General features: G+C 56.8%; 23 protein-coding genes and 1 pseudogene. 9 read left to right on the top strand and 15 right to left on the bottom strand.

Annotated features, from left to right (window positions below; genetic code table 11):
* Positions 1–13: 13 nt before the first annotated feature.
* Positions 14–1,741, top strand: a complete 1,728-nt coding sequence (ptsI, locus tag PGS10_RS19040; RefSeq protein ID WP_015365498.1) for a phosphoenolpyruvate-protein phosphotransferase PtsI — start codon at positions 14–16, stop codon at positions 1,739–1,741.
* Between the two features lie 42 nt (positions 1,742–1,783).
* The gene (gene crr / locus PGS10_RS19035) at positions 1,784–2,293 is read left to right on the top strand and encodes a PTS glucose transporter subunit IIA (protein ID WP_015365497.1); all 510 of its coding nucleotides are present in this window, start codon (positions 1,784–1,786) and stop codon (positions 2,291–2,293) included.
* A 42-nt stretch (positions 2,294–2,335) separates the two neighbouring features.
* Here the strand turns inward: crr and PGS10_RS19030 are convergent, their stop codons facing one another.
* Together PGS10_RS19030 and pdxK are read right to left on the bottom strand one after the other, a co-directional pair.
* Positions 2,336–2,563, bottom strand: a complete 228-nt coding sequence (locus PGS10_RS19030) for a hypothetical protein (protein ID WP_015703131.1) — start codon at positions 2,561–2,563, stop codon at positions 2,336–2,338.
* Between the two features lie 2 nt (positions 2,564–2,565).
* On the bottom strand, positions 2,566–3,429 hold the full coding sequence (pdxK, locus tag PGS10_RS19025; protein WP_015703132.1) for a pyridoxine/pyridoxal/pyridoxamine kinase: 864 nt from the start codon (positions 3,427–3,429) through the stop codon (positions 2,566–2,568).
* Between the two features lie 82 nt (positions 3,430–3,511).
* On the opposite strand from pdxK, the gene ptsJ reads away from it, so the two are divergent.
* Entirely contained in the window at positions 3,512–4,807 is a 1,296-nt protein-coding gene (gene ptsJ / locus PGS10_RS19020) for a transcriptional regulator PtsJ (protein WP_047043523.1), read from the top strand.
* Between the two features lie 14 nt (positions 4,808–4,821).
* Entirely contained in the window at positions 4,822–5,538 is a 717-nt protein-coding gene (locus PGS10_RS19015) for a type 1 glutamine amidotransferase (RefSeq protein WP_047043520.1), read from the top strand.
* A gap of 45 nt (positions 5,539–5,583) precedes the next feature.
* Here PGS10_RS19015 and cysM read toward each other — a convergent pair whose 3' ends face one another.
* The 5 genes from cysM to PGS10_RS18990 form a co-directional block, all read right to left on the bottom strand.
* The gene (cysM, locus tag PGS10_RS19010; protein ID WP_047043515.1) at positions 5,584–6,495 is read right to left on the bottom strand and encodes a cysteine synthase CysM; all 912 of its coding nucleotides are present in this window, start codon (positions 6,493–6,495) and stop codon (positions 5,584–5,586) included.
* A 98-nt stretch (positions 6,496–6,593) separates the two neighbouring features.
* The gene (gene cysA / locus PGS10_RS19005) at positions 6,594–7,688 is read right to left on the bottom strand and encodes a sulfate/thiosulfate ABC transporter ATP-binding protein CysA (protein ID WP_047043512.1); all 1,095 of its coding nucleotides are present in this window, start codon (positions 7,686–7,688) and stop codon (positions 6,594–6,596) included.
* A complete protein-coding gene (cysW, locus tag PGS10_RS19000; RefSeq protein ID WP_047043509.1) occupies positions 7,678–8,553 on the bottom strand; it encodes a sulfate/thiosulfate ABC transporter permease CysW in 876 nt (291 codons plus the stop codon). Before cysW ends, cysA begins: the two co-directional genes overlap by 11 nt.
* The gene (cysT, locus tag PGS10_RS18995; RefSeq protein WP_015365489.1) at positions 8,553–9,386 is read right to left on the bottom strand and encodes a sulfate/thiosulfate ABC transporter permease CysT; all 834 of its coding nucleotides are present in this window, start codon (positions 9,384–9,386) and stop codon (positions 8,553–8,555) included. Before cysT ends, cysW begins: the two co-directional genes overlap by 1 nt.
* The gene (locus PGS10_RS18990) at positions 9,386–10,402 is read right to left on the bottom strand and encodes a sulfate ABC transporter substrate-binding protein (RefSeq protein ID WP_047078072.1); all 1,017 of its coding nucleotides are present in this window, start codon (positions 10,400–10,402) and stop codon (positions 9,386–9,388) included. Before PGS10_RS18990 ends, cysT begins: the two co-directional genes overlap by 1 nt.
* 200 nt (positions 10,403–10,602) lie before the next feature.
* Here PGS10_RS18990 and PGS10_RS18985 point away from each other — a divergent pair, with 200 nt between their 5' ends.
* Positions 10,603–10,965 carry an endonuclease domain-containing protein gene (locus PGS10_RS18985; protein ID WP_316423352.1) on the top strand — a complete coding sequence of 121 codons (363 nt, stop codon included), beginning with the start codon at positions 10,603–10,605 and terminating at the stop codon, positions 10,963–10,965.
* Between the two features lie 74 nt (positions 10,966–11,039).
* On the opposite strand, the gene PGS10_RS18980 is transcribed toward PGS10_RS18985, so the two are convergent.
* From PGS10_RS18980 to PGS10_RS18965, 4 genes are all read right to left on the bottom strand, one after another.
* Positions 11,040–11,939: a Dyp-type peroxidase gene (locus tag PGS10_RS18980; protein WP_032712132.1), complete on the bottom strand. Its 900-nt coding sequence runs from the start codon at positions 11,937–11,939 to the stop codon at positions 11,040–11,042.
* 94 nt (positions 11,940–12,033) lie between these two features.
* Entirely contained in the window at positions 12,034–12,609 is a 576-nt protein-coding gene (locus PGS10_RS18975) for an RpoE-regulated lipoprotein (RefSeq protein ID WP_047078071.1), read from the bottom strand.
* Positions 12,610–12,669: 60 nt separating this feature from the next.
* The gene (locus PGS10_RS18970) at positions 12,670–13,119 is read right to left on the bottom strand and encodes a DUF2919 domain-containing protein (RefSeq protein ID WP_047078070.1); all 450 of its coding nucleotides are present in this window, start codon (positions 13,117–13,119) and stop codon (positions 12,670–12,672) included.
* Positions 13,106–13,531, bottom strand: a complete 426-nt coding sequence (locus tag PGS10_RS18965; RefSeq protein WP_045392622.1) for a GNAT family acetyltransferase — start codon at positions 13,529–13,531, stop codon at positions 13,106–13,108. The genes PGS10_RS18970 and PGS10_RS18965 overlap by 14 nt, the downstream gene beginning before the upstream one ends.
* Positions 13,532–13,742: 211 nt before the next feature.
* On the opposite strand from PGS10_RS18965, the gene amiA reads away from it, so the two are divergent.
* Both amiA and hemF read left to right on the top strand, forming a co-directional pair.
* A complete protein-coding gene (amiA, locus tag PGS10_RS18960; protein ID WP_045392625.1) occupies positions 13,743–14,615 on the top strand; it encodes an N-acetylmuramoyl-L-alanine amidase AmiA in 873 nt (290 codons plus the stop codon).
* On the top strand, positions 14,615–15,514 hold the full coding sequence (hemF, locus tag PGS10_RS18955) for an oxygen-dependent coproporphyrinogen oxidase (RefSeq protein ID WP_047078069.1): 900 nt from the start codon (positions 14,615–14,617) through the stop codon (positions 15,512–15,514). The genes amiA and hemF overlap by 1 nt, the downstream gene beginning before the upstream one ends.
* Before the next feature lie 55 nt (positions 15,515–15,569).
* On the opposite strand, the gene maeB is transcribed toward hemF, so the two are convergent.
* Complete coding sequence (gene maeB / locus PGS10_RS18950; RefSeq protein WP_015365481.1) at positions 15,570–17,849, bottom strand: NADP-dependent oxaloacetate-decarboxylating malate dehydrogenase; 2,280 nt, start codon at positions 17,847–17,849, stop codon at positions 15,570–15,572.
* A 293-nt stretch (positions 17,850–18,142) separates the two neighbouring features.
* On the opposite strand from maeB, the gene tal reads away from it, so the two are divergent.
* Both tal and tkt read left to right on the top strand, forming a co-directional pair.
* Positions 18,143–19,111: a transaldolase gene (gene tal / locus PGS10_RS18945; RefSeq protein ID WP_045392631.1), complete on the top strand. Its 969-nt coding sequence runs from the start codon at positions 18,143–18,145 to the stop codon at positions 19,109–19,111.
* Positions 19,112–19,117: 6 nt separating this feature from the next.
* Positions 19,118–21,112, top strand: coding sequence for a transketolase (gene tkt / locus PGS10_RS18940; protein WP_047078068.1), 1,995 nt, complete (start codon positions 19,118–19,120; stop codon positions 21,110–21,112).
* On the opposite strand, the gene PGS10_RS18935 is transcribed toward tkt, so the two are convergent.
* From PGS10_RS18935 to aegA, 3 genes and pseudogenes are all read right to left on the bottom strand, one after another.
* The gene (locus PGS10_RS18935; RefSeq protein WP_042892993.1) at positions 21,102–22,148 is read right to left on the bottom strand and encodes a DUF1176 domain-containing protein; all 1,047 of its coding nucleotides are present in this window, start codon (positions 22,146–22,148) and stop codon (positions 21,102–21,104) included. The two genes, tkt and PGS10_RS18935, sit on opposite strands and share 11 nt — an antisense overlap.
* Positions 22,149–22,225: 77 nt before the next feature.
* Positions 22,226–22,823 (bottom strand): annotated as a pseudogene (gene nudK, locus PGS10_RS18930) (GDP-mannose pyrophosphatase NudK).
* Between the two features lie 58 nt (positions 22,824–22,881).
* On the bottom strand, positions 22,882–24,852 hold the full coding sequence (gene aegA, locus PGS10_RS18925) for a formate-dependent uric acid utilization protein AegA (protein WP_047078067.1): 1,971 nt from the start codon (positions 24,850–24,852) through the stop codon (positions 22,882–22,884).
* Positions 24,853–25,211 lie beyond the last annotated feature (359 nt).

The raw sequence follows: 25,211 nt of genomic DNA, 5'->3' as shown, positions 1-25,211 counted from the left end.
GTAAGGTAGGGTTATGATTTCAGGCATTTTAGCATCCCCGGGTATCGCTTTCGGCAAGGCTCTCCTGCTGAAAGAAGACGAAATTGTCATCGACCGGAAGAAAATTTCTGCCGATAAGGTTGATCAGGAAGTTGAACGTTTCCTGAACGGCCGCACCAAGGCCTCCGCCCAGCTGGAGGTCATCAAAACCAAAGCTGGTGAAACTTTCGGTGAAGAAAAAGAAGCCATCTTCGAAGGGCATATTATGCTGCTGGAAGATGAGGAGCTTGAGCAGGAAATCATAGCCCTGATTAAAGATAAGCACATGACTGCCGATGCGGCAGCCAATGAAGTTATCGAAGGTCAGGCAACTGCACTGGAAGAGCTGGATGACGAATACCTGAAAGAGCGTGCCGCTGACGTACGCGACATCGGTAAACGTCTGCTGCGCAACATTCTGGGCCTGGCAATCATCGATCTGAGCGCTATCGCGGATGAAGTTATCCTCGTTGCCGCCGATCTCACCCCGTCGGAAACCGCACAGCTGAACCTGAACAAGGTGCTGGGTTTCATCACCGACGCGGGTGGCCGTACTTCCCACACCTCTATCATGGCGCGCTCCCTTGAGCTGCCGGCAATCGTCGGTACCGGAAGCGTCACCTCCCAGGTGAAAAACGGCGACTATCTGATTCTCGATGCGGTTAACAACCAGGTTCTGGTTAACCCAAGCAACGAAAAAATCGAAGAGCTGCGTGCGCTGCAGGCGCAGGTTGCTGAAGAAAAAGCAGAACTGGCGAAACTGAAAGATCTGCCGGCCATCACTCTCGACGGTCATCAGGTTGAAGTTTGCGCCAACATCGGTACCGTTCGCGACGTCGATGGCGCTGAGCGCAACGGCGCGGAAGGCGTTGGCCTGTACCGTACTGAATTCCTGTTCATGGACCGCGATTCTCTGCCGACTGAAGAAGAACAGTTTGCAGCTTATAAAGCGGTGGCTGAAGCGTGCGGCTCACAGGCCGTTATCGTTCGCACCATGGACATCGGCGGCGATAAAGAGCTGCCGTACATGAACTTCCCGAAAGAAGAGAACCCGTTCCTCGGCTGGCGCGCCGTGCGTATCGCGATGGATCGTAAAGAGATCCTCCGCGACCAGGTTCGCGCTATCCTGCGTGCCTCCGCTTTCGGTAAGCTGCGCATCATGTTCCCGATGATCATCTCTGTTGAAGAAGTGCGCGCACTGAAGAAAGAGATTGAGATCTACAAACAGGAACTGCGTGACGAAGGTAAAGCTTTTGACGAATCGATTGAGATCGGCGTGATGGTGGAAACCCCGGCAGCCGCGACCATTGCTCGTCATTTAGCCAAAGAAGTTGATTTCTTTAGTATCGGAACCAATGATTTAACGCAATATACTCTGGCAGTTGACCGTGGTAATGATATGATCTCGCATCTTTACCAGCCGATGTCACCGTCTGTGCTGACTCTGATCAAGCAAGTTATTGATGCTTCTCATGCAGAAGGCAAATGGACGGGTATGTGTGGTGAGCTTGCAGGCGATGAACGTGCTACACTTCTGTTGCTGGGTATGGGGCTGGACGAATTCTCTATGAGCGCCATTTCCATCCCGCGCATCAAGAAGATTATTCGTAACACGAACTTCGAAGATGCAAAAGTATTAGCAGAGCAGGCTCTTGCTCAACCGACGACGGACGAGTTAATGACGCTGGTTAACAAGTTCATTGAAGAAAAAACAATCTGCTAATCCACGAGATGCGCGGCCCAAATTACTGCTTAGGAGAAGATCATGGGTTTGTTCGATAAACTGAAATCTCTGGTTTCTGATGACAAAAAAGACACCGGAACTATTGAGATTGTTGCTCCGCTCTCTGGCGAGATCGTCAACATCGAAGACGTGCCGGATGTGGTTTTTGCGGAGAAAATTGTGGGTGATGGCATTGCCATCAAACCTACTGGCAACAAAATGGTTGCGCCGGTAGAGGGTACCATCGGTAAAATTTTTGAAACCAACCATGCTTTCTCTATTGAATCCGATAGCGGCATTGAGCTGTTTGTTCACTTCGGTATCGATACCGTTGAACTGAAAGGCGAAGGCTTCAAGCGCATCGCTGAAGAAGGTCAGCGCGTGAAAGTCGGCGACCCGGTTATCGAATTCGATCTGCCGCTGCTGGAAGAAAAAGCCAAGTCTACCCTGACTCCGGTTGTTATCTCCAACATGGACGAGATCAAAGAGCTGATCAAACTGTCCGGTAGCGTCACCGTTGGTGAAACTCCGGTTATCCGCATCAAGAAGTAATTCTTGCTTGCCGAGAAAATGGCGCCTTCAGGCGCCATTTTTTTATGCCGGCCGGTAGCACTTTTCACTCGCCAGGATTTTCATCCCCTGCGGGCTACTTTCCAGAATCCGCCGTTCGCTATCCGCGACCCATAGCTCGCACTGGCAGCCGCTCTCGTTTTCAAACATCGTTCTCGCCCTACAGGCATCTTCCAGAGCGTTCATCCCCATCGTCTCAAAATGGCCAACGGTTCTCCCCTCCCTGCGTACCACTAACCGATAGCTATGCATCGTTATTGCGCTCCCGACGGCGGTAAAATGAGTTCATCGCAGCCCTGACTCTCGGTCCAGGTCATTACCGCCAGCACGCGCTGAGCGGCGGCGCGCGTAGCGTCGCCCAACGGCATGTCGCACACCAGGTTGCTGATGAGCTCGGCGCAGAACAGGTCGCCGGTACCTTTGAGGTCGGTTTCGACGCGAGGATGGACGACCACTTCGACCGCGTCGTCGGTGACCACCAGCACGTTAATAGTCGAAGCATCCAGCCCAGGCGCGCTGGTAATCACCACCCACTTTAGGGTATCGGAAAGCAGACTACGCGCGGCGATCACCGCTTCCTGCTGGTTGTGGCACGGCATGCCGCTGAGGGTTTCGAGCTCGAAAAGATTTGGCGTGATCCCCCGCGCCAGCGGCAACAGGTGGCGGCGATAAGCCTCGGGGATCTCCGCTTTTACGTAGATGCCGCTATCTACATCGCCAATCACCGGGTCAACCAGAATACAGAGGTCGGGATGGTGCACACGGATCCGCTGCAGCCACTGCGCCAGCAGCGCAATTTGCCCGGCGCTGCCCATATACCCGGTGGTTACCGCCCGCAGCTCGCGAAGCGCATCACGCTCCTCCAGCGCCCGCAGATAGCCGCTAAACCACTCTTCCGGGATCACCCCACCGTAGAAAGTATCGTAATGTGGAGTATTGCTGAATAACACCGTGGGCACCGCCATCACCCGCAATTCATGCTGCTTGATTGCCGGTACCGCGATACTGTTACCAACGCTGCCATAGACCACCTGCGATTGCACCGCCACGATATCAACCTCCAGCGCCCGGCTGTGGTCGTTAAAGAGCACGGACTGTATTTCGTCTTGCTGACTCATCCTTTCTCCCCCCGCTGGACAGCGGGTCATACTCTGATTATCATTCGTCCTATGCTAAAATTCATTTTGTCATAGGTCAATAATGTTCACCGGAAAAACCGCAAACGAGATTTTCGATAACATCCGTCATCTGGTGCAGAGCGGCGCGTTGCAACCCGGAGAGGCGCTGCCGCCGGTGCGCGAGCTGGCAGGCGAACTGGCAGTCAACCGCAATACGGTGGCGGCGGCCTACAAGCGGCTGGTGACCTCAGGGCTCGCCGTAAGCCAGGGGCGCAACGGCACGGCCATTAAGGCGCTTAATACGCTTAATGCGGTCGAGGGCGGCGATCCGACGACATCGCTGATTGATATTTCCGGCGGCAATCCGGATCCGCGACGTCTACCGGATATTGGCCGTTTTCTTCCCAAGCTGTCGCGGACCCCGCACTTATATGGCGATGCCGCCGTTGAGCCGCGTCTGGCTAACTGGGCGCGGGAGTGGGTCAGTCGCGATATTGGCCACGAATTTGACATCAACTTGACCAGCGGCGCAATTGACGCCCTTGAACGCCTGCTCTGCGCACTGCTGCTACCCGGCGACAGCGTCGCGGTAGAAGACCCCTGCTTTCTGAGCAGCATCAATATGCTGCGTTACGCCGGTTTCCAGCCCAGCCCTGTCGCCGTCGACGGTGAAGGCATGAACCCAGAGCGGCTTGAAGAAGCGCTGCGCAACGGCGCCCGTGCGGTAATACTGACTCCACGCGCCCACAACCCGACCGGCTGCAGTTTGACGCCCGAGCGCGCACAAGCGATTCGCACCGTGCTCGCCCGCTATCCGCAGACGCTGGCGATCGTTGACGATCACTTCGCCCTGCTCTCAGCGACACGCTGGCACAATCCTCTACCTGAAGGCATTCAGCGTTGGGCGCTGGTGCGCTCAATGTCCAAAACCCTGGGCCCGGATTTGCGCCTGGCGATAGTCGCCAGCGATCCGACCACCTCAGCGGCGCTGCGCCTGCGCCTGAACGCCGGTAGCCAGTGGGTCAGCCATTTACTACAAGAGCTGGCGTTCTCCTGCCTGAATGATAACGCTTTTACCGCTTCTCTGACTGCGAGCCAGCGCCATTATCAGCAGCAAAATCAGCGGCTCGCCGCCGCGTTGGCCCGCCAGGGCGTTGGCGATTTTCCGCCTGGCGATGGTCTTAATTTCTGGCTGCCGCTATCAACCGTCAGCCAGTCGCTGGCGCTGCGTCTGGCGCGTGCCGGTTGGCTGGTGCGTGAAGGTGAAGCCTTTGGCGTGAAAACACCGTCGCACGGCCTGCGCCTGTCGCTGGGCGCTTTAACCGAGGCGCAAATTGAACAACTTGCACACGATTTATCGCTGGTCTTACCTTGTTAAACACGGGAGTTGTTATGCGGATCCACTTTATCGTCCATGAAGTTTTTGAAGCGCCTGGCGCCTATCTGCGCTGGGTTAACGCGCGCGGCTATCAGGCCAGCTGGTCGCGAGTTTATGTCGGGGATCCGCTGCCGGCGAATGCCGAAGGTTTTGATATGTTGGTGGTACTTGGCGGCCCGCAATCACCACGCACTACGCTTGCCGAGTGCCCATGGTTTGATGCCCATGCCGAGAAAAACCTGATTGCCCAGGCGATTGCCGCCGGGCGTATCGTGGTCGGGATTTGCCTCGGGTCGCAGCTTATCGGCGAAGCGCTGGGGGCGCCGGTGATGCAAAGCCCGGAAAAAGAGATTGGCCACTATCCTATCATCCTGACCACCGCCGGACTGCAGGATGACAACATCGCCCATTTCGGTCCATCGGTGGTAGTCGGCCACTGGCACAACGATATGCCGGGCCTGACGCCTGCGGCGGAAGTCCTGGCCTCCAGCGAAGGGTGCCCGCGGCAAATCGTCAAATATAGCGATCGGGTCTACGGTTTTCAGTGCCATATGGAGTTTGACACGGAGGTCATCGAGTTATTAATTACGCACTCGCAACCTGAACTTACCGCCGCAAAAGGCAGGCGCTTTATTCGCAGCGAAGATGAAATGAGGCAATGGGATTATCGCGAGATGAATCAAAAGCTATGGGCGTTTCTGGATAAGCTGGTAGCGAAATACGCACTTTAGGTTAACCGCCCCCCATGCCAGGCATGGGAGGCCGTGATAGCGCGTTTAGATACCCGCCCCCTGGCTGAAGTGTTCTTCGCCGAACACGCCGGTTGAGAGATAGCGATCGCCGCGATCGCAGATGATCGCCACCACCACCGCGCCCGGATTGGCGCGAGCAATACGCAGCGCCCCGGCAACCGCGCCGCCGGAACTGACGCCACAGAAGATCCCTTCCTGTACGGCCAACTGGCGCATCGTGTTTTCCGCATCCTGCTGGTGGATATCCAGCACCTCATCCACCAACGAGGCATTAAAAATGCCCGGCATATATTCCTGCGGCCAGCGGCGGATCCCCGGAATACTGCTGCCCTCTTCCGGCTGCAGCCCAATGATGCTTACCGGCTTCACCTGTTCGCGCAGAAAACGCGATACGCCGGTAATGGTACCGGTGGTGCCCATGCTGGAAACAAAGTGGGTGATACGCCCGTCCGTCTGGCGCCAGATCTCCGGGCCGGTAGTGGTGTAATGGGCGTAAGGGTTATCCGGATTGTTAAACTGATCCAATAGTTTACCCTCGCCACGCTCGGCCATCGCGGCGGCCAGATCGCGAGCGCCTTCCATCCCCTGCTCTTTGGTGACCAGGATGAGTTCAGCGCCGTAGGCGCGCATTGCGGCACGGCGCTCCTGGCTCATGTTGTCCGGCATCAGCAGTTTCATCTGATAGCCTTTTAACGCCGCTATCATCGCCAGCGCGATACCGGTATTACCGCTGGTCGCCTCGATAAGCACGTCGCCTGGTTTAATTTCGCCGCGCTTTTCCGCTTCGACAATCATCGACAGCGCGGCGCGATCTTTTACCGAGCCCGCCGGGTTATTGCCCTCAAGCTTAAGCCAGATTTCGCTGCCGTTGTCCGGCCCCAGACGTTGTAATTTCACCAGCGGCGTGTTGCCGATTGTTTGTTCTAATGTGTTCACTTCAGCTGTCCAATAAAAAGCCCGGCCGCGTCATGCGCTCCGGGCTGTCGGCCGGGTCAGCGCAGCGCCGCCCGGCAAAAGCACGTGGATTTAAGCTATCAGGCCGTCTCTGCCAGAGCAAGTTCGCCGCGCGGTTCGATGCGTTCGGTTCCATTATACAGGCGCGCATTCTGCAAGCCGACAAACAGGCGTTCGCCGCGGGACGGGGCCTCATCGCCCGCCAGCACCACGCTCAGCGGTTCGTCATACCACCCCAGAGGCTGGACAACTAATTGGGTGTAGTGCCCCTTCGGACTGGCTTCCAGCACCTGCACCGGCAATGGCGAATCCAGGCTGGTACGGCGGCTGATATCTACTTCCCACGGTCGCAGGAACAGATCGACCGGCCCCTGATATGCCGGGGTATAGCCTAAAGGCCAGCGGTGGGCGCCGACGTGGAACTGGCCGCCGCGAATGGTGCCCTGCAGGCGGTTAACTTCGCCCATAAACTCGAGCACAAAACGGGTCGAAGGTTCCCGCCACACGCGTTCAGGCGCATCGGCTTGTTCGATATTGCCCTGGCTCATTACCACCACCCGATCGGCGACTTCCATCGCCTCTTCCTGATCGTGGGTAACAAACACGCTGGTGAATTTTAATTCTTCGTGCAGCTGGCGCAGCCAGCGGCGCAGTTCTTTACGCACCTGCGCATCCAGCGCGCCAAAGGGTTCATCCAGCAGCAGAATTTGCGGCTCGACCGCCAGCGCGCGCGCTAACGCTACGCGCTGCTTCTGGCCGCCGGAAAGCTGCGCCGGATAACGGTCGGCAAGATGGGCCAGTTGCACCATCTCCAGCAGTTTGGTCACTTTGGCTTTAATCGCCGCCGCATTGGGACGCTCACGACGCGGCAGGACGGTCAGGCCAAAGGCGATGTTATCGAACACCGTCATATGACGGAACAGCGCATAGTGCTGGAAAACAAAGCCCACTTTACGATCGCGGGCGTGCATCCGGCTCACGTCGGTGCCGTGAAAACGAATATGGCCGCTGGATTGATGCTCCAGCCCGGCGATAATCCGCAATAAGGTGGTTTTACCGGAGCCGGACGGCCCCAGCAGCGCAACCATTTGCCCGGAAGGGATATCCAGCGAGATATCATTCAGCACCTGGGTGCGACCAAACGATTTCTTAATATTGGCAATCTCAATGCTCATGATTTCCCTCCTGTTGCGCGCGTTTTTCCTGATTGGCCAGACGCCATTGCAACATACTCTTTAAAAACAGGGTCAAAATAGCCATTAACGTCAGCAGGGCCGCGGCGGTAAACGAACCGACGGTGTTGTAGTCCTGCTGTAGTAATTCAATTTGCAGCGGCAGAGATAACGTTTCGCCGCGGATCGAGCCGGAAACGACCGACACCGCGCCGAATTCGCCAATCGCGCGGGCGTTGGTCAACACCACGCCGTACAGCAGCGCCCAGCGAATATTGGGTAGCGTCACCCGGCGGAACATCTGCCAACCGGAAGCGCCGAGCAGGATCGCCGCTTCATCTTCATTGCTCCCCTGACTCATCATGACCGGCACCAGCTCGCGGACCACAAACGGACAGGTGACGAAGATAGTCGCCAGCACCATGCCCGGCCAGGCGAACATGATCTGCAGGTTGTGCTCATCAAGCCAGCCGCCGAGTGGGCCGTTGGAGCCGTAAAACAGTAAATAAACCAGACCTGCCACCACCGGCGAAACGGCGAACGGGATATCCAGCATCGTCAGCAGCAGCTGGCGGCCTGGGAAGGTAAAGCGCGTCACCAGCCAGGCCAGCAGCGTACCGAACACCAGATTCACCGGCACGGTAATCAACGCAATCATCACCGTCAGCCAGATGGCGTGCAGCATGTCCGGATTGGCCAGATTTTCCAGCACCGGCATTAACCCTTTACTGAAAGCCTGGACAAAAATATAAATCATCGGCACCACGAGGATGAAGGCGGATACCAGCATCCCGATGCCGATCAGAAACCATTTGCCCCAGTTGATCCGGGGCGCGTCATAGCGCTTCAATTGAGTAACTTCCGCCATTAGTGACCTACCACGCGTCGACCAAAGCGACTCTGCAGAGTGTTGATGGAGAACAGCAGCAGCAGCGAAGCCGCGAGGATCACCGAGGCAATCGCGCTCGCCGCCGGGTAATCAAACTCTTGCAAACGAATGAAAATCATCAGCGAAGTCACTTCCGTTTTCCACGCGATGTTGCCAGCGATAAAAATCACCGCGCCGAACTCGCCAAGGCTGCGGGTAAACGACAGCGCAATCCCCGCCAGCAGAGCCGGCGACAGCTCCGGCAGCACCACTTTGCGGAAACTCTGTAAGCGCGTCGCGCCGAGGGTTTCCGCCGCTTCTTCATATTCCGGCCCTAACTCTTCCAGCACCGGCTGCACGGTACGCACCACAAACGGAATACTGGTAAAGGCCATCGCCACCGCGATGCCAAGCCAGGTATAAGTCACTTTGATATCAAACTTCGCCAGCCATTCGCCGTACAAGCCATTGACCGAGAACAGCGAGGCCAGCGTCAGGCCGGCCACCGCCGTCGGCAGCGCGAACGGCAGGTCCATCAGGGCATCCAGCAGGGTACGGCCCGGGAAACGATAGCGGGTAAGGATCCACGCCATCAGCAGGCCAAACACACCGTTAAAAATTGACGCCACAAAAGCAGACAGCAGCGTGACTTTATAGGCAGCGACCACCTGCGGGTTGGTAATCACCTCCCAGTACTGCGCCCAGCTCATCTGCGCCAGCTGCATTACCAGCGCGCTGAGCGGCAACAGTAAAATCAGGCACACAAATAGCAGGCTGGTGCCAAGGCTCAGGGTAAAGCCCGGCAGCACGCGCTTGGACGACACAGCCAACATTACTGACGCCCCGCTGCCAGCAGTTTGTCCAGCTCGCCGCCGCTGACGAAGTGGGTTTTCATCACTTCAGGCCAGCTGCCAAACTGGTCTTCCACGCGGAACAGTTCGGTCTGCGGGAATTTATCTTTCAGCGACGCCATGACTTTCGGGTCGTTCACGCGATAGTAGTAATCGGTGATGATGGTCTGCGCCTGCGGACTATAGAGATAGTTCAGGTAGGCTTTCGCCGCTTTTTCAGTACCGTTGGCCTTAACGTTTTTGTCTACCCACGCGACCGGGAATTCGGCGAGGATATTGACCTTCGGCACAACGACTTCGAACCCCTGCGCTTCATACTGTTTACGGATGTTGTTAACTTCCGATTCAAAAGTAATCAGCACATCGCCCAACCCGCGCTCGACGAAGGTGGTCGTCGCGCCGCGACCGCCGGTATCGAATACCTCGACGTTCTTCAGGAACTGGGTCATGAACTGTTCGGTTTTGGCTTTATCACCGCCATCGGCTTTGTCTGCCGCCCCCCAGGCCGCAAGATAGGTATAGCGCGCGTTGCCTGAAGTTTTAGGATTCGGGAAGATCAGCTTCACGTCAGAACGCACCAGATCGTTCCAGTCGTGAATATTTTTGGGGTTGCCCTTACGCACCAGGAACGCCATGGTCGAATAAAACGGCGAGCTGTTATTCGGCAGACGGCCCTGCCAGTCCGCCGGGATCAGGTTGCCTTTATCATGCAGAATCTGGACGTCCGTCACCTGGTTATAGGTCACGACGTCAGCCTTCAGACCTTGCAGAATCGCCAATGCCTGCTTGGAGGAGCCCGCATGGGACTGCTTGATGGTCAGCTTATCGCCGCCGTTTTCTTTTGCCCACTGCTGCTCAAAAGGCGGATTAAGGGCGGCGAACAGCTCGCGGGAAACATCATAGGAACTGTTCAGCAGTTCAGTCGCCTGCGCCTGCGCCACCAGCAGCATGGAAGCCGCCAGCGCCAGATATCCTTTTTTCAGTGATTTAACGGCCATTGCGCACCCTTATCAAAAATGATCATTTACTGATGATCATCATATTTATAACGAGTACGAAAGGAGTAACGGTTTTATATACCGTTTGGCGATTTAGAAGTAGAAAAGAGAATAAGCAACTGGCAAAGCTTTGCTGAAAGCGGCTCGCAGATTCGACGTGTCATTGTGACAAACGGCAGCCAGGGGTGCACTGTGTTTATATGAAAAACACACAGATATTTGCTCGGCAGCTCAGACGTAGCTTAACGCCAACAGAACATCGACTATGGTACTTACTGCGCAACCGCCGTTTTGCTTGCTATAAGTTTCGCCGCCAGCATCCCGTTGGTCCCTACATTCTCGATTTTGCCTGCTGCGCAACACGGCTGGCGATTGAACTGGACGGCGGTCAGCACGATGAGAGGCGCGTCTACGATGTTCGCCGCACCCGCTGGCTACAGAGCCAGGGATGGCGGGTTTTACGCTTCTGGAATAATGAGTTTGAAGAGTATGAAGATGCGGTGATGGAGAGAATACTTGAAGCGCTTGACTCGCCGATGCCCTCACCCCGCCCCTCTCACTGAGGGAGAGGGAGAAAGAGAGTCCACCGTGCCGTCCCCTCTCCCCCTTGGGGAGAGGGTTAGGGTGAGGGGAAAAATTACAGCGCCTGAATACGCTCCAGCGACGGCGCGAAGTAATAACCGCCGGTCACCGGTTTAGTGAAGCGCAGCATGGCATCACGCTTACCGTCGGTATCGCCGAACATGCTCAGCAGCTGCTGTTCAATGTTGTACAGGCGCGCGCAGTAGGCGCAGAAGTACAGGCCGTTAGTGCCGCTGGCGGTACCGTACGGCAGGCTCTGGCGGACGATTTTCAGCCCTTTGCCATCTTCTTTTAAGTCCACGCGGCTCAGGTGCGAAGTGACCGGGCGCTCGTCGCCGTCGATCTCTTCATTGGCTTCTTTGGTACGGCCAATCATCATCTCCTGATCCGGCACGCTCATGCGGTTCAGTTGCTTAAGATTGTGCTCCCAGCGTTGCACAAATACGTAGCTGCCGCCCGCGTCAACGCCGTCTTTAATCACCGCGACTTCACGGCGAGTTTCTTCGCCTGCCGGGTTTTCGGTGCCGTCAACGAAGCCACTCAGATCGCGTTCTTCCACCCAGCGGAAACCGTGAATTTCTTCTTTCACTTCGATGGCGTCGCCGAACGCGGCCATCGCCGCCTGGGCGACGGAAAAGTTCACTTCATGGCGGGCGGATAAAATATGAATTAACACGTCATACTGCGTGGATGGCGCCAGCCCTTTGCCGTAAACCGGAAAATCTTTTAACTCTTCCGCGCCTTCACCACCGCTCAGCTGACGCCAGACGGTATTGCCGAAAGCCACCACCGCGCCGAGTTTGGCATCGGGGAATTTAGCCTGGAAGGTGGCTACTTTATCGACAAAAATTTTGCTCGCTTCGCGCAGGGCGTTAACATCCCCTTTGACATTGGCTTCAATCCAAATCGCCGCGCGGCAATGTTCCGGCAAAATGCCGCTCTGAACCTGAGACATCGCTCCTCCTGAAATGATGCAACCACAACGCTATGACGTTGCTAACGCGCCATTGTAACCGTTTTTATCCGCCCACGTGTCTCTTCAGATCAAATTAGCGACGCCAGATAATTTTGCTGACTTTCCAGTTTTTCAGGGTATCGTCGGACGGCATCAGCTCGTCCGGACCGCTCCAGTGGCCGGTAAAGGCGTAGCTGATGTGCTGGCTGCCAGGCGCTTTACATTCCACCACCGCGCCGTTATCGGGAGCGCCTTTCTCGCAGTTGCCGAACGCTTTGCTGTACAGCTCGCTAAACGGGGTACCAATTTTCACGCCGCTGGCGGCAGGAATCGCGCTATCGCGCACGTCAATGCGGCTCACCGTACCGCCATCGCCGTTGATGGTCAGCGCCAGCTTGTCATCCTTCAGCGCTTCAAAATAGTGAACGATTTTGCCATCCGTGGTTTTCATTCCGCTGCGCAGACGGTAGCTGCCGCCGAGGGCATCGCTAATCGCCTGCTCATTCAGCGGCGTCGATGCTGTCAGTTTACCCACGCCCTGCTCGGTGACCTCGTTGGAGGAACCAAACCAGTTCCACGGATAGGCAGCCGACCAGTTCACCGCGCTCATCGTTGAGCAGCCGGTTAGCGCCAGCGGAAGCGCGCAGAGCATTAGACGTAGCGATTTCATATCTCAATCCTTCTGATTAATTCAACGCATGTTGGAGTACGCGATCGGCAAAAAGTGCCATTAAAGCGCTTCGAGGCGAAAACAGGCGTGCAACCTGCGGCTGGTTATCAGCCACCATAGCGCATAAATATCGGCCGCCAGCAGGGCGATGGTCAGCGCAGAAGGCGCCTCGCCGGTGAACCACAGCCACGGCTGCCAGGCCAGCAACAGCGCCTGCGAGGCAATCAGCAGCCAGCGCATCAGCGGCCAGAGACGCGGGAAACGCTGACGCTGACCGCTAAGCAGAAATGCCGCGACCGCCGGTACGCCGGGCAGTAACCCCAGCCAGAAGTTATCGTGATCGGGATAGAACAGGCTCAACAGCGCGTCGCCCTGCTGGCGGGAGGCGCCGGCTATGACGAACAGTACCCAGGTGCGCGCCTGCAGCAACAGCACGCCCCAAAACAACAGCGGCAGCCGCAAACGGCCCTGGGCATCGTAATCGGCAGGAATAAATTCAGTATTCTTCATCTTCAATCAGGCGTTTACCCAGGGTGAGTACATCCGAGTGCTCGTAACCGAGACGCTCATACATCCCCTGCACCACTTCGTTATCGTCACGCACCATAATTGAAATTTTCGGGCAGCCGCGGGCGATCAGCTTCTTTTCCAGCCGATTGAGCAGCGCATTAGCGATACCGCGGCCGCGATATTCCGGATGTACGCCAAGATAGTAAGCGGAACCGCGGTGACCGTCGTAACCGCCCATTACCGTCCCTACCACTTCACCGTTCACTTCAGCGACCAGAAACAAGCTCACGTCGTGGTTGAGCTTACGCTCGATATCCATTTCCGGATCGTTCCATGGGCGCAGAAGATCGCAGCGCTCCCAAAGGGTGATCACTTCTTCGAAATCCTGCTGGCGAAAAACGCGAATCTCCATGGTATTCCCCACCATTTACGGTTAAAAACAGTGATTATGGCGCGAATATGACTGATAGCCAATATCAGGCGAAATCATCGGCAAAAAATGGCATAATATATCTTTGTCATGTATTGAAATGAAAAGTAAAACAATTCTTATTTTGAGTGGTCGTAACGGGAAACGCGATACGATATAACATTGGACATCACTTGTTTACAATTCAGGCCGAATGAGCACTTTTAAACCATTAAAAATACTTGCTTCGCGCCGTCAGGTGCTGAAAGCAGGACTGGCTGCGATGACGCTAACCGGCGTCGCTTCCCAGGCCAATGCCAAAGAACAGCCGCTAAAAACTTCCAATGGACACAGCAAACCCGTCGCAAAGAAAGCAGGCAGCAAGCGCCTGGTGATGCTTGACCCCGGTCATGGCGGCATCGATACGGGGGCAATTGGCCACAACGGTTCGAAAGAAAAACACGTCGTGCTGGCCATTGCCAAAAATGTGCGCAGTATTTTACGCAGCAACGGCATCGATGCCCGCCTGACGCGTAGCGGCGATACCTTTATTCCGCTATACGATCGCGTTGAAATCGCCCACCAGCACGGCGCCGATCTGTTTATGTCGATTCACGCCGACGGCTTTACCAACCCGAGTGCGGCCGGCGCCTCCGTCTTTGCGCTCTCCAACCGCGGCGCCAGTAGCGCCATGGCGAAATATCTCTCCGAGCGCGAAAACCGCGCCGATGAGGTCGCCGGTAAAAAAGCGACGGATAAGGACCATCTGCTGCAGCAGGTATTGTTCGATCTGGTGCAAACCGACACTATTAAGAACAGCCTGACGCTCGGCTCGCATATTCTGAAAAAGATTAAGCCGGTGCATAAGCTGCACAGCCGTAATACAGAACAGGCGGCCTTTGTGGTGCTGAAGTCACCTTCCATTCCCTCGGTGCTGGTCGAGACATCGTTCATTACCAACCCAAATGAAGAGAAGCTACTCGGCACAACCGCTTTCCGCCAGAAGATCGCCAACGCTATTGCTTCCGGTATTATTAGTTATTTCCACTGGTTCGATAACCAGAAAGCGCATTCGAAGAGACGTTAATGAAACCCGATGTACAGCAGGTCAAAGCCTTCCTTCTTCAGCTGCAGGATGCCATTTGCGCCAACCTCTCCGCCGTTGACGGTAAAGATTTTGTCGAAGATAGCTGGCAGCGCGAAGGCGGCGGCGGCGGACGCAGCCGGGTTTTACGCGACGGCGGCGTCTTTGAGCAGGCCGGGGTTAACTTCTCTCACGTCCACGGCGATGCGATGCCTGCATCGGCAACCGCCCACCGCCCGGAGCTCGCCGGGCGCAGCTTTGAAGCGATGGGCGTTTCGCTGGTGGTGCATCCGCGCAACCCCTATGTGCCGACCAGCCACGCCAACGTCCGCTTTTTCATTGCCGAGAAGCCCGGCGCCGACCCGGTGTGGTGGTTCGGCGGCGGGTTTGATTTAACGCCTTATTACGGATTTGAAGAAGACGCCATCCACTGGCATCGTACCGCCCGCGATTTGTGCCTGCCGTTCGGCGACGAGGTCTATCCGCGCTATAAAAAGTGGTGCGATGACTACTTCTACCTCAAGCACCGTAACGAACAGCGCGGCATTGGCGGCCTGTTCTTCGATGATTTAAATACCCCGGACTTTGACCACTGCTTCGCCTTTATGCAGGCGGTGGGCAACGGCTTTACTGACGCCTATCTGCCAATCGTTGAGCGCCGAAAAACCACGCCTTACGGCGAACGCGAGCGCGATTTCCAGCTTTATCGCCGAGGGCGCTATGTGGAATTCAATCTGGTGTGGGATCGCGGCACGCTGTTCGGCCTGCAGACCGGCGGGCGTACGGAGTCTATTCTGATGTCGATGCCGCCGCTGGTGCGCTGGGAATACAACTTCCACCCGCAGGAAGGCAGCCCGGAAGCCGCACTGAGCGAGTTCATCAAAGTGAAAGAGTGGATCTGAATTTAGCCACCTGAGACAAAAAAGCCCCGGAATACCGGGGCTTAATTTTTTGCGTTTACAGCGGCTGGGTCTGCGCTTCCACGACCGCCAGCGCCACCATGTTGACGATACGGCGCACGGAGGCGATAGGCGTCAGAATATGCACCGGCTTAGCGATACCCATCAGTACCGGCCCGACGGTGACCCCTTCCGAACTGGAGACGCGCAGCAGGTTGTAGCTGATACGCGCGGCTTCCATATTCGGCATCACCAGAATATTGGCCGCCCCTTTCAGCGGGCTATCCGGCATACGGTCATTACGGATGCTTTCGACCAGCGCGGCATCGCCGTGCATTTCACCGTCAATCATCAGATCCGGCGCGCTCGCCTTCACCAGCTCCAGCGTTTTACGCATTTTGCTGGCCGACGGGCAATCGGCGGAACCGAAGTTAGAGTGCGACAGCAGCGCCACGCGCGGTTCGATACCAAAACGACGCACGCTTTCCGCCGCCATCAGGGTGATCTCCGCCAGCTCTTCCGGCGATGGATCGTGATTGACGTAGGTGTCGGCGATAAAGGTGTTACCGCTTGGCAGCAGCAGCGCGTTCATCGCCCCGGCGGTGCTGACGCCGTCGCGGAAGCCAAACAGCGGCTGTACCACGCGATAGTGCTCATGATAATCGCCGATGGTTCCGCAGATCATCGCGTCCGCCTCACCGCGATGAACCATGATCGCGCCAATGACCGAGGTGTTGCTAATTACTGCCCGTTGCGCCTGCTCCTGGGTAATGCCGCGGCGCTTCATCAGCTGATAGTACTCGCTCCAGTACTCTTTAAAGCGCGGATCGGATTCATTATTGACGATTTCAAAGTCCACGCCCGGTTTGATCTGCAGACCCAGTTTCTGGATGCGCATTTCAATCACGCTCGGACGACCGATGAGGATTGGCTTCGCCAGCCCCAGCGATACCAGCTCCTGCGTGGCGTGCAGCACGCGGGTCTCCTCACCTTCCGCCAGCACCACGCGCTTCGGCTCTTTGCGCGCCTGGGAGAAGATCGGCTTCATAAACAGGTTGGTTTTATAAACGAACTCGCTCAGCTTCTCGATGTAGGCATCGAAGTCGGCAATCGGCCGCGTCGCCACGCCGGATTCCATCGCCGCTTTGGCAACCGCTGGCGCGATCTTGACGATCAGGCGCGGATCGAACGGTTTCGGAATAATGTACTCCGGGCCAAAGCTGAGATCCTGGTCGCCATAGGCGGAAGCCACGACTTCACTCTGTTCGGCATGCGCCAGCTCGGCGATAGCGTGAACCGCCGCCAGCTTCATCTCTTCGTTAATCGCCGTCGCGCCAACATCCAGCGCGCCGCGGAAAATGAACGGGAAGCACAGCACGTTGTTGACCTGGTTTGGATAGTCGGAACGGCCGGTACAAATAATCACATCGTCGCGCACTTCCTTCGCCAACGGCGGCAGGATTTCCGGCTCCGGGTTCGCCAGCGCGAGGATCAGCGGCGAGCGCGCCATTTTCTTGACCATCTCCGGAGTCAGAACTTTCGGCCCGGAGCAGCCGAGGAAAATGTCCGCGCCATCGATGACATCGTCGAGGGTACGTTTCCCGTCGTCTTCCACCGCGTAGGCCGCTTTGGTTTCCGCCATGTTGGCTTCGCGATCTTTATAGATTACGCCTTTCGAGTCGCAGACCACGATATTGTGTTTCTGCATTCCCAGCGCCACCAGCAGGTTCATACAGGCGATTGCCGCCGCTCCCGCGCCGGAGACCACCATCCGCACATCGGAGAGATTCTTCTCAACCACCCGCAGACCGTTGAGAATTGCCGCGGTGCTGATAATCGCCGTGCCGTGCTGATCGTCGTGGAACACCGGAATATTCATGCGTTCACGCAGTTTCTGCTCAATATAGAAACATTCCGGCGCTTTAATATCTTCGAGGTTGATGCCGCCAAACGTCGGCTCCAGGGCGGCGACGACATTAATGAATTTGTCAGGATCCAGCTCATCGACTTCAATATCAAACACATCAATGCCGGCGAATTTCTTAAACAGAACGCCCTTTCCTTCCATTACCGGTTTTCCGGCCAGCGCGCCGATATTGCCTAAACCGAGGACGGCGGTACCGTTAGAGACCACCGCAACAAGGTTGCCGCGAGCGGTGTATTTGTAAGCGGCCAAAGGATCCTTCTCAATTTCCAGGCACGGCGCGGCAACGCCCGGCGAATATGCCAGCGCCAGATCGCGTTGGGTCGCCAGGGGTTTGGTCGGCGACACCTGAATTTTCCCGGGCACCGGGAACTCGTGGAAATCGAGGGCGCTTTGTTTCAACTGCTCATCCATTTTATGGTTCCTTTCACGTATCGAATCGTAGGGGGTGAAGCGTGATGGCGAGCCGTCGGCCCGCCTTAAGGCGATGCTTAGTATCGCGCCTGACGGCGGTTTAAACTTTGAAGGCCGCCATACTCTTGCCATCACAAAGGTCTGGTTGTTATCAATTTATAATATTTATGTAACCTAGTTTCACGGTCAATGATAGCCCCGTCTGCTATGCTTTTTAGTTATGTACCTCATCACCATCTCTACCGCATAACGACAAGAACTCATGCAACTTATTGTTCCAGGAGTACTTTTTAATGAATCAGCTAGACAGTATCAAACAATTCACCACCGTGGTCGCCGACAGCGGCGACATTGAATCTATCCGCCACTATCAGCCGGAAGATGCCACCACCAACCCTTCGCTGCTATTAAAGGCTGCCGGATTGGATAACTACGCCGGGCTTATCGATGATGCCCTCGCCTGGGCCGCGAAACAGGGCGGCAACCGCGAGGCGCAGGTCGCTAATGCCTGCGATAAGCTGGCGGTCAATTTCGGCGCGGAAATACTCAAAAGCATTCCAGGGCGCGTCTCTACCGAAGTCGATGCCCGTCTCTCCTTCAATCGTGAAAAAAGTATTGAGAAAGCGCGCCACCTGGTCGCTCTCTATCAGGAAATGGGGATCGATAAGTCGCGGATCCTGATCAAACTGGCCTCCACATGGGAGGGGATCCGCGCCGCGGAGGTGCTGGAAAAAGAAGGGATCCACTGCAACCTGACGCTGTTGTTCTCATTCGCCCAGGCTCGCGCCTGCGCCGAAGCCGGCGTGTTTCTGATTTCGCCCTTCGTCGGGCGTATTTACGACTGGTATCAGGCGCGTCAGCCGTTAGAGCCTTACGTGGTTGATGAAGACCCGGGGGTGAAATCGGTGCGCAATATCTACGACTATTTCAAACTCCATAAGTACAACACCATCGTGATGGGCGCCAGCTTCCGCCGTACCGAACAAATCCTCGCGCTGGTCGGCTGCGACCGCCTCACCATCTCCCCGGCCTTGTTACAAGAGCTGCAGGCCAGCGACGCGCCGGTAATACGTAAACTCATCCCCGCTCATCAGATACTTCCGCGCCCGGTTCCGCTAAGCGAAGCGGAATTCCGCTGGGAGCATAACCAGGATCCGATGGCGGTAGAAAAGCTGGCGGAAGGTATTCGCCAGTTCGCCGTCGATCAACGCAAACTGGAAGATCTGCTAGCAGCAAAACTGTCATCCTTTGTCACGGAGTAAACGACTATGTCCCGAAGAGAGCTTGCTAACGCCATTCGCGCCCTGAGCATGGACGCCGTCCAGAAAGCCAACTCCGGCCACCCCGGCGCTCCGATGGGGATGGCGGATATTGCCGAAGTGCTGTGGAACGATTTTCTCAAGCACAACCCGGCAAACCCGCACTGGTACGATCGCGATCGTTTCATTTTGTCTAACGGCCATGCTTCGATGCTGCTGTATAGCCTGCTGCATTTGACCGGCTACGATCTGCCGATGAATGAGCTGAAAAACTTCCGCCAGCTGCATTCGAAAACGCCGGGCCACCCGGAACATGGCTATACCCCCGGCGTGGAAACCACCACCGGGCCGCTCGGCCAGGGGCTGGCTAACGCCGTCGGGATGGCTATCGCCGAACGTACGCTGGCGGCGCAGTTTAACCGTCCCGGCCACGACATCGTCGATCACTACACCTGGGTGTTTATGGGCGATGGCTGTCTGATGGAGGGGATTTCACACGAGGCCAGTTCGCTGGCGGGCACCCTGGGATTAGGCAAGCTGATTGGGTTCTACGATCACAACGGTATCTCTATTGACGGCCACGTTGAAGGCTGGTTCACCGACGATACCGCCGAGCGCTTTCGCGCCTACCACTGGCACGTGATTGGCGATATCGACGGTCACGATCCGCAGGCGGTGAAGCAGGCAATCCAGCAAGCGCAGGCGGTAACAGACAAACCTTCGCTGATTATTTGCCGCACCATAATCGGTTTTGGTTCACCGAATAAAGCCGGTTCCGAAGAGTCGCACGGCGCGGCCTTGGGGGAAAAGGAGGTCGCGCTGGCCCGCGAACAGCTGGGCTGGAAATATCCGCCGTTTGAAATCCCAAAAGAAATTTATCAGGGCTGGGATGCGCGGCCGCGCGGCGAGAAAGCAGAACATGCGTGGAATGAAAAATTCGCCGCTTATCAGCAGCAGTATCCAGAACTGGCGGCTGAGCTCAAACGGCGCATGGAAGGTGAGCTCCCGGCTGACTGGCAAAAAACGGCCCATGACTATGTGGCGAAGCTACAGTCGGAACCGGCGAAAATAGCCAGCCGTAAGGCTTCGCAAAATGCGCTTAACGCCTACGGCCCGGATCTGCCTGAGCTGCTCGGCGGTTCCGCCGACCTGGCGCCCAGTAACCTGACGATCTGGTCCGGCTCGAAGTCGATCAAAGAGGATCAGGCGGGTAATTATATCCACTACGGCGTACGCGAATTCGGTATGACCGCGGTAGCTAACGGCATCGCCCTGCACGGCGGTTTTATTCCCTATACCTCGACCTTCCTGATGTTCGTCGAATACGCGCGTAACGCCGCACGCATGGCGGCGCTGATGAAGGCGCATCAGATTATGGTCTATACCCATGATTCAATCGGCCTTGGCGAAGACGGTCCAACGCACCAGGCGGTAGAGCAGCTGGCAAGCCTGCGCCTGACGCCCAATTTTAGTACCTGGCGGCCGTGCGATCAGGTGGAAACCGCCGTCGCCTGGCAGGCGGCCATCGAGCGCAATGACGGCCCTACCGCGTTAATCCTTTCGCGACAGAATCTGGCGCAAATGGCCCGTACGCCGGAACAGGTGCAGGAAATTGCGCGCGGCGGTTACGTTCTGAAGGATGCGGGCGGCAAGCCGGATCTCATCCTTATCGCCACCGGTTCGGAAGTCGAGATTACCGTTCAGGCGGCGGAGACGCTGCTGGCCAGCGGCGTAAACGTGCGGGTGGTGTCGCTGCCCTCCACCGACGTTTTCGATGCTCAGGATGAGGCCTGGCGCGAGTCGGTGCTGCCTTCCGATGTTAGCGCCCGCGTCGCTATCGAAGCCGGTATCGCCGACTACTGGTATAAATATGTCGGCCTGAAAGGCGCAATTGTTGCTATGACCCGCTACGGGGAATCGGCGCCAGCCGACAAGCTGTTCCCGTTCTTCGGCTTTACCGCTGAACATATTGTCGAAGTCAGCCGCAAAGTGCTTAACGGGTGATCCATAATGTGGGCCAGGCGTCTGGCCCCTGCCAGTTATCGCACTGCGGTTGCTGAGCGTAGCGGGTCAAATTAAACCGCTGGCCGTCATAGCGCCAGCGGGTTTGGATCCCGCAATCGCCCGGCGCGCGGCCTTTATCGAATGTCACCAGTTCATGACGCTGCTCATCGAAGCTGGCGTTAATCAACTCAATATCGCGCGGCGCATTGCCGGGCGGCTGGAAAGGCAGCGCCAGCCGCACCTGACGGGCAAGATGCGGCGTTTTGCGCGACACCAGCCACGCCAGCCAGACGGTGTTATACGCGCCCGCTTCGCAACTGGTCATCAACAGAACTTTCTCATCGGTTAGCGCGGTGACGCGGATTTCCCGGCGGAAAGGATCGAGCGAACAGGGGCTGGCGTTCATCCGCTCATTGCCGTAATCGATAAGCTCATTAAGTTCGTCGCGGCTGAGCGGCGACTGCGCTACTTCCGCTTTACCCACGGTTCGCAACGCCGGTGCCGGCGGTACGCTGAGCGGCGGTTCTTCACCTTTGCCGACCCACGCGGTTTCGCTGCCGACCCGCTTTTGCCGATTATCAATAAATAACAGCGCGGCCTTCAGGCCCTTCAATGAAATGCTTTGCAGACCGTTTTGCAGGGTAATCTCTTTCCCCTCCTGGGCCTGCTGCAGGAAAGCGTCGATACTGACGCTATCGCCGGTTTTAATCAGCTTATCGGCAATCTGCCAGTGTTTGCCGTCAAAATGCAGCGGTTTACCATCTAGCTGCAGCCGCGGGCCGATGGCCGCCAGCGCGGCGACCGGATTACCAACGCCGCCAAGTTCAATGCGCAAAGCGGCATCGGTGGCCGCTCCCGCGCTCCGGCTTAGGGTCATCACCAATCCATGATGCAGCCCGACATTACGCGTGACGCAATAATTTTGATTGTTGCAGGTGACAAGCCAATCTCCAAACAACTGCTGGGCTGGCGCCGCCCACGCCAACGATGTCGGCAGAAAACCGAAAAAAAGCAGTATTAAAACCCGATAAAGCATGAGCGGCACAATCCCGAAGTATGACTGACAGAGTGATTTCTAATTCATCATTATCATCAGCACTGGCGGGGTTTTGCTCAATCAGATTTATCAGAGATCCCGCGACATGAGGCCGGAATTTTGTAGGTATTGCAGCAGGATCACCGCTTTGCCATCCTGGATTTCACCGCTGGCGACCATTTCCAGCGCCCGGACGAACGGCAGTTCCAGCACCTCAATATCTTCATCATCTACGCCGCCGCCCCGGTTAGCGCGCTGCGCCTCGCTGTATTCGGCGATAAAAAAGTGAATCAGTTCGGTCACGCCGCCGGGCGACATATAGAGTTCGAAGACCTTGCGCGCCTCGCCGACCTGATAACCGGTCTCCTCGATCGCTTCCTTGCGGATACACACCTCCGGCGCGTCGTTATCCAGCAGTCCGGCGCAGGTTTCAATCAGCATGCCATCCGGGTTGCCGTTAACCCAGGTGGCGACGCGGAACTGGCGCACCAGTACCACGCTTTGCTTGCCGGGGTTGTAAAGCAGAACCGTGGCGCCGTTGCCGCGATCGTACACTTCGCGCTTGTGACGCACGACGCTGCCGTCGCGGCGCGTCAACTCATAGGTCATGTTGCGCAGTACGAAGTAGTTTTCGGAGAGGATTTTATCTTTAATGACGTGGATATTAAGTGACATGCAAACTCCGCAGCGTGAAATAACCCGGCCATACTACGCCGCGGAGCCTGCTTTGTCGTTAGTGCGTCAGTGCGGAAGCGACGCCCAGGTAGTCCATGATCCCCTGCGCGGCATGCCGCCCTTCCGCCATCGCCGTCACCACCAAATCCGCGCCGCGCACCGCGTCGCCACCGGCGAAGATCTTCTGATTACTGGTCTGGTAACGATAGCGGCTCTCCACGTTCGCCTTGATCCGCCCGCGGTTATCCAGCTGTACCCCCGCGGCTTCCAGCCACGGCATTGAATGCGGGTGGAAACCAAACGCCATAATGACCGCGTCGGCAGGCATCACAAATTCGCTGCCGGGGATCGGCGACGGGCTGCGGCGGCCCTGAGCGTCCGGTTCGCCAAGCTGGGTGCGCAGAAAACGCACGCCGCTGACCCGGCCATCCTCACCGAGCTCAAGGGTGATCGGCTGAACATTGAATTCAAAACTCGCCCCCTCTTCCCGGGCATTTTTGACCTCTTTTTTCGACCCCGGCATATTGGCTTCATCACGACGATAGGCGCAGGTGACCTGCTGCGCGCCGTGGCGCAGCGCGGTACGCACGCAGTCCATCGCCGTATCGCCGCCCCCCAGCACGACCACCTTCAGCCCGGCGGTATCGATATAAGGTTCATCGGCCAGCGCCTCCAGCCCCATCACCTGTTTGGTGTTGGCGATAAGGAACGGCAGCGCCTCATACACGCCCGGCGCCTCCTCGTTAGGCAGATCGGCTTTCATTGAGCGATAGGTACCGGCGCCAACGAAAACCGCGTCATAGTCTGCAAGCAGTTGTGTGAGTTTGATGTCTTTACCCACCTCGCAGTTCAGTTCAAAGCGGATGCCCATCTGGCTGAAAATCTCGCGCCGACGGGCCAGCAATGATTTATCCAGCTTGAAAGGCGGGATGCCGAACGTCAGCAGGCCGCCGATTTCCGGGTGGCGATCGAACACCACCGGCGCCACGCCGCTACGCGCCAGAAGGTCGGCGCAGGCCAGGCCCGCAGGCCCGGCGCCGATAATCGCCACTCTCTTACCGCTGGCTTTTACCGCCGAAAGGTCCGGGCGCCAGCCGCCAGCCAGCGCCTGGTCGGAGATATAGCGTTCGATATTGCCGATCGTCACCGAGCCGCTCTCATCGCGCAGCGTGCAGGCCCCCTCGCACAGACGATCCTGCGGGCAGACGCGACCGGTGATTTCCGGCAGGCAGTTGGTTTGATGGGAAAGCTCAACGGCGCTGGCGATGTCGCCGGCTTTTACCCGCTCGATCCACTGCGGAATATGGTTATGCAGCGGACAGGTCCACTCGCAGATGCTGCGATCGCCGCATTTCAGACAGCGCTGCGTTTCCCGCTGCGCCTGCGCCGCGCTGAACGGCAAATAGATTTCGCCAAAGTGCTGTTTACGCGCGTCAGCCGCCAGTTTATCCGCCTCGCCGCGGGTGGGCGTGGCCGCCATCTGGCTAGCCTTATCGCCGGCGGTTGACGCTAAAGCGGTCAAAGTCCGATGTTGCCAGGACGCCGCATCCGCACGCGCCGCCCGCAGCCGCCGCGCTTTCGCCATCTCGCTTAACGCGGAATCGGTCGCCAACTGTAACGCCTGCGCCGGACAATTCTGCACGCAGGCTGGCCCGGCTTCGCGACCATGGCATAAGTCGCATTTGTGCGCCGTCGCTCTGCCGTTTGGCGTGACGACGATTTGCATCACGCCAAAGGGACAGGCCACCACGCAGGATTTACAGCCGATACATTTTTCTTCCTGCACCAATACGCTGTCTTCCTGCCGGCTAATGGCGCCGTTAGGACAGCTACGCGCGCAGGGCGCGCCTTCACAGTGACGACAGGTTACCGCGTTACGCTGTTTCTGGTTTTTAATCACGGTAATGCGCGGCAAAAAGCGCTGTGGGGTCAAGACATGTTGTTCGCCATTATGCGCCATCACGCAGGCCACTTCGCAGCCCCTGCATCCGATGCATTTGCGACTATCGCTCATAATAAAGTGGTTCATACATCCTTCCGGCTTATCGCTAATAACCCCTCATTTAGTATGACTGTTTATTACCTGACATCATGACCGTGGGACAATGGTCGTTTGCCCAGAAATCGGCTTTTCTCACCAGAATCCGGTTTAGATCAAAAATATTGACCTGAATGAAATTTTGTTTCATTTAGCTGAGCAATAATAAGCGGCTTTGACGGAATGACAGAAAAGACGTGATAAGCGCATATAAATTCAGAGAGGAGCGGCAGACGTTTCTTTACGCTCTCATAAAAGACACATGATAAATTACACTATCTCCTTAATTTCTCCACGATTGCCTGCGGGGTTATCTATAAAGTATCACAGGCTGCGAAATAACAAAAAAT

The sequence above is a fragment of the Klebsiella sp. 141153 genome, assembly GCF_032601995.1.
Taxonomy (GTDB): domain Bacteria; phylum Pseudomonadota; class Gammaproteobacteria; order Enterobacterales; family Enterobacteriaceae; genus Klebsiella; species Klebsiella aerogenes.
Note: the sequence above shows the minus strand (reverse complement) of the source record. Positions and strands in the feature narration are given on the sequence as shown.

What these genes read in the sequence shown, in the direction of transcription:
- hemF (WP_047078069.1), top strand. Translation starts at nt 14,615, where the DNA reads ATGAAACCCGATGTACAGCAGGTCAAAGCCTTCCTTCTTCAGCTGCAG.
- cysT (WP_015365489.1), bottom strand. Translation starts at nt 9,386, where the DNA reads ATGTTGGCTGTGTCGTCCAAGCGCGTGCTGCCGGGCTTTACCCTGAGC.
- tal (WP_045392631.1), top strand. Translation starts at nt 18,143, where the DNA reads ATGAATCAGCTAGACAGTATCAAACAATTCACCACCGTGGTCGCCGAC.
- PGS10_RS19015 (WP_047043520.1), top strand. Translation starts at nt 4,822, where the DNA reads ATGCGGATCCACTTTATCGTCCATGAAGTTTTTGAAGCGCCTGGCGCC.
- PGS10_RS18990 (WP_047078072.1), bottom strand. Translation starts at nt 10,402, where the DNA reads ATGGCCGTTAAATCACTGAAAAAAGGATATCTGGCGCTGGCGGCTTCC.
- crr (WP_015365497.1), top strand. Translation starts at nt 1,784, where the DNA reads ATGGGTTTGTTCGATAAACTGAAATCTCTGGTTTCTGATGACAAAAAA.
- PGS10_RS18985 (WP_316423352.1), top strand. Translation starts at nt 10,603, where the DNA reads ATGAAAAACACACAGATATTTGCTCGGCAGCTCAGACGTAGCTTAACG.
- cysW (WP_047043509.1), bottom strand. Translation starts at nt 8,553, where the DNA reads ATGGCGGAAGTTACTCAATTGAAGCGCTATGACGCGCCCCGGATCAAC.
- ptsJ (WP_047043523.1), top strand. Translation starts at nt 3,512, where the DNA reads ATGTTCACCGGAAAAACCGCAAACGAGATTTTCGATAACATCCGTCAT.
- ptsI (WP_015365498.1), top strand. Translation starts at nt 14, where the DNA reads ATGATTTCAGGCATTTTAGCATCCCCGGGTATCGCTTTCGGCAAGGCT.
- amiA (WP_045392625.1), top strand. Translation starts at nt 13,743, where the DNA reads ATGAGCACTTTTAAACCATTAAAAATACTTGCTTCGCGCCGTCAGGTG.
- pdxK (WP_015703132.1), bottom strand. Translation starts at nt 3,429, where the DNA reads ATGAGTCAGCAAGACGAAATACAGTCCGTGCTCTTTAACGACCACAGC.
- aegA (WP_047078067.1), bottom strand. Translation starts at nt 24,852, where the DNA reads ATGAACCACTTTATTATGAGCGATAGTCGCAAATGCATCGGATGCAGG.
- PGS10_RS18970 (WP_047078070.1), bottom strand. Translation starts at nt 13,119, where the DNA reads ATGAAGAATACTGAATTTATTCCTGCCGATTACGATGCCCAGGGCCGT.
- PGS10_RS19030 (WP_015703131.1), bottom strand. Translation starts at nt 2,563, where the DNA reads ATGCATAGCTATCGGTTAGTGGTACGCAGGGAGGGGAGAACCGTTGGC.
- tkt (WP_047078068.1), top strand. Translation starts at nt 19,118, where the DNA reads ATGTCCCGAAGAGAGCTTGCTAACGCCATTCGCGCCCTGAGCATGGAC.
- PGS10_RS18965 (WP_045392622.1), bottom strand. Translation starts at nt 13,531, where the DNA reads ATGGAGATTCGCGTTTTTCGCCAGCAGGATTTCGAAGAAGTGATCACC.
- PGS10_RS18975 (WP_047078071.1), bottom strand. Translation starts at nt 12,609, where the DNA reads ATGAAATCGCTACGTCTAATGCTCTGCGCGCTTCCGCTGGCGCTAACC.
- maeB (WP_015365481.1), bottom strand. Translation starts at nt 17,849, where the DNA reads ATGGATGAGCAGTTGAAACAAAGCGCCCTCGATTTCCACGAGTTCCCG.
- PGS10_RS18935 (WP_042892993.1), bottom strand. Translation starts at nt 22,148, where the DNA reads ATGCTTTATCGGGTTTTAATACTGCTTTTTTTCGGTTTTCTGCCGACA.
- cysA (WP_047043512.1), bottom strand. Translation starts at nt 7,688, where the DNA reads ATGAGCATTGAGATTGCCAATATTAAGAAATCGTTTGGTCGCACCCAG.
- PGS10_RS18980 (WP_032712132.1), bottom strand. Translation starts at nt 11,939, where the DNA reads ATGTCTCAGGTTCAGAGCGGCATTTTGCCGGAACATTGCCGCGCGGCG.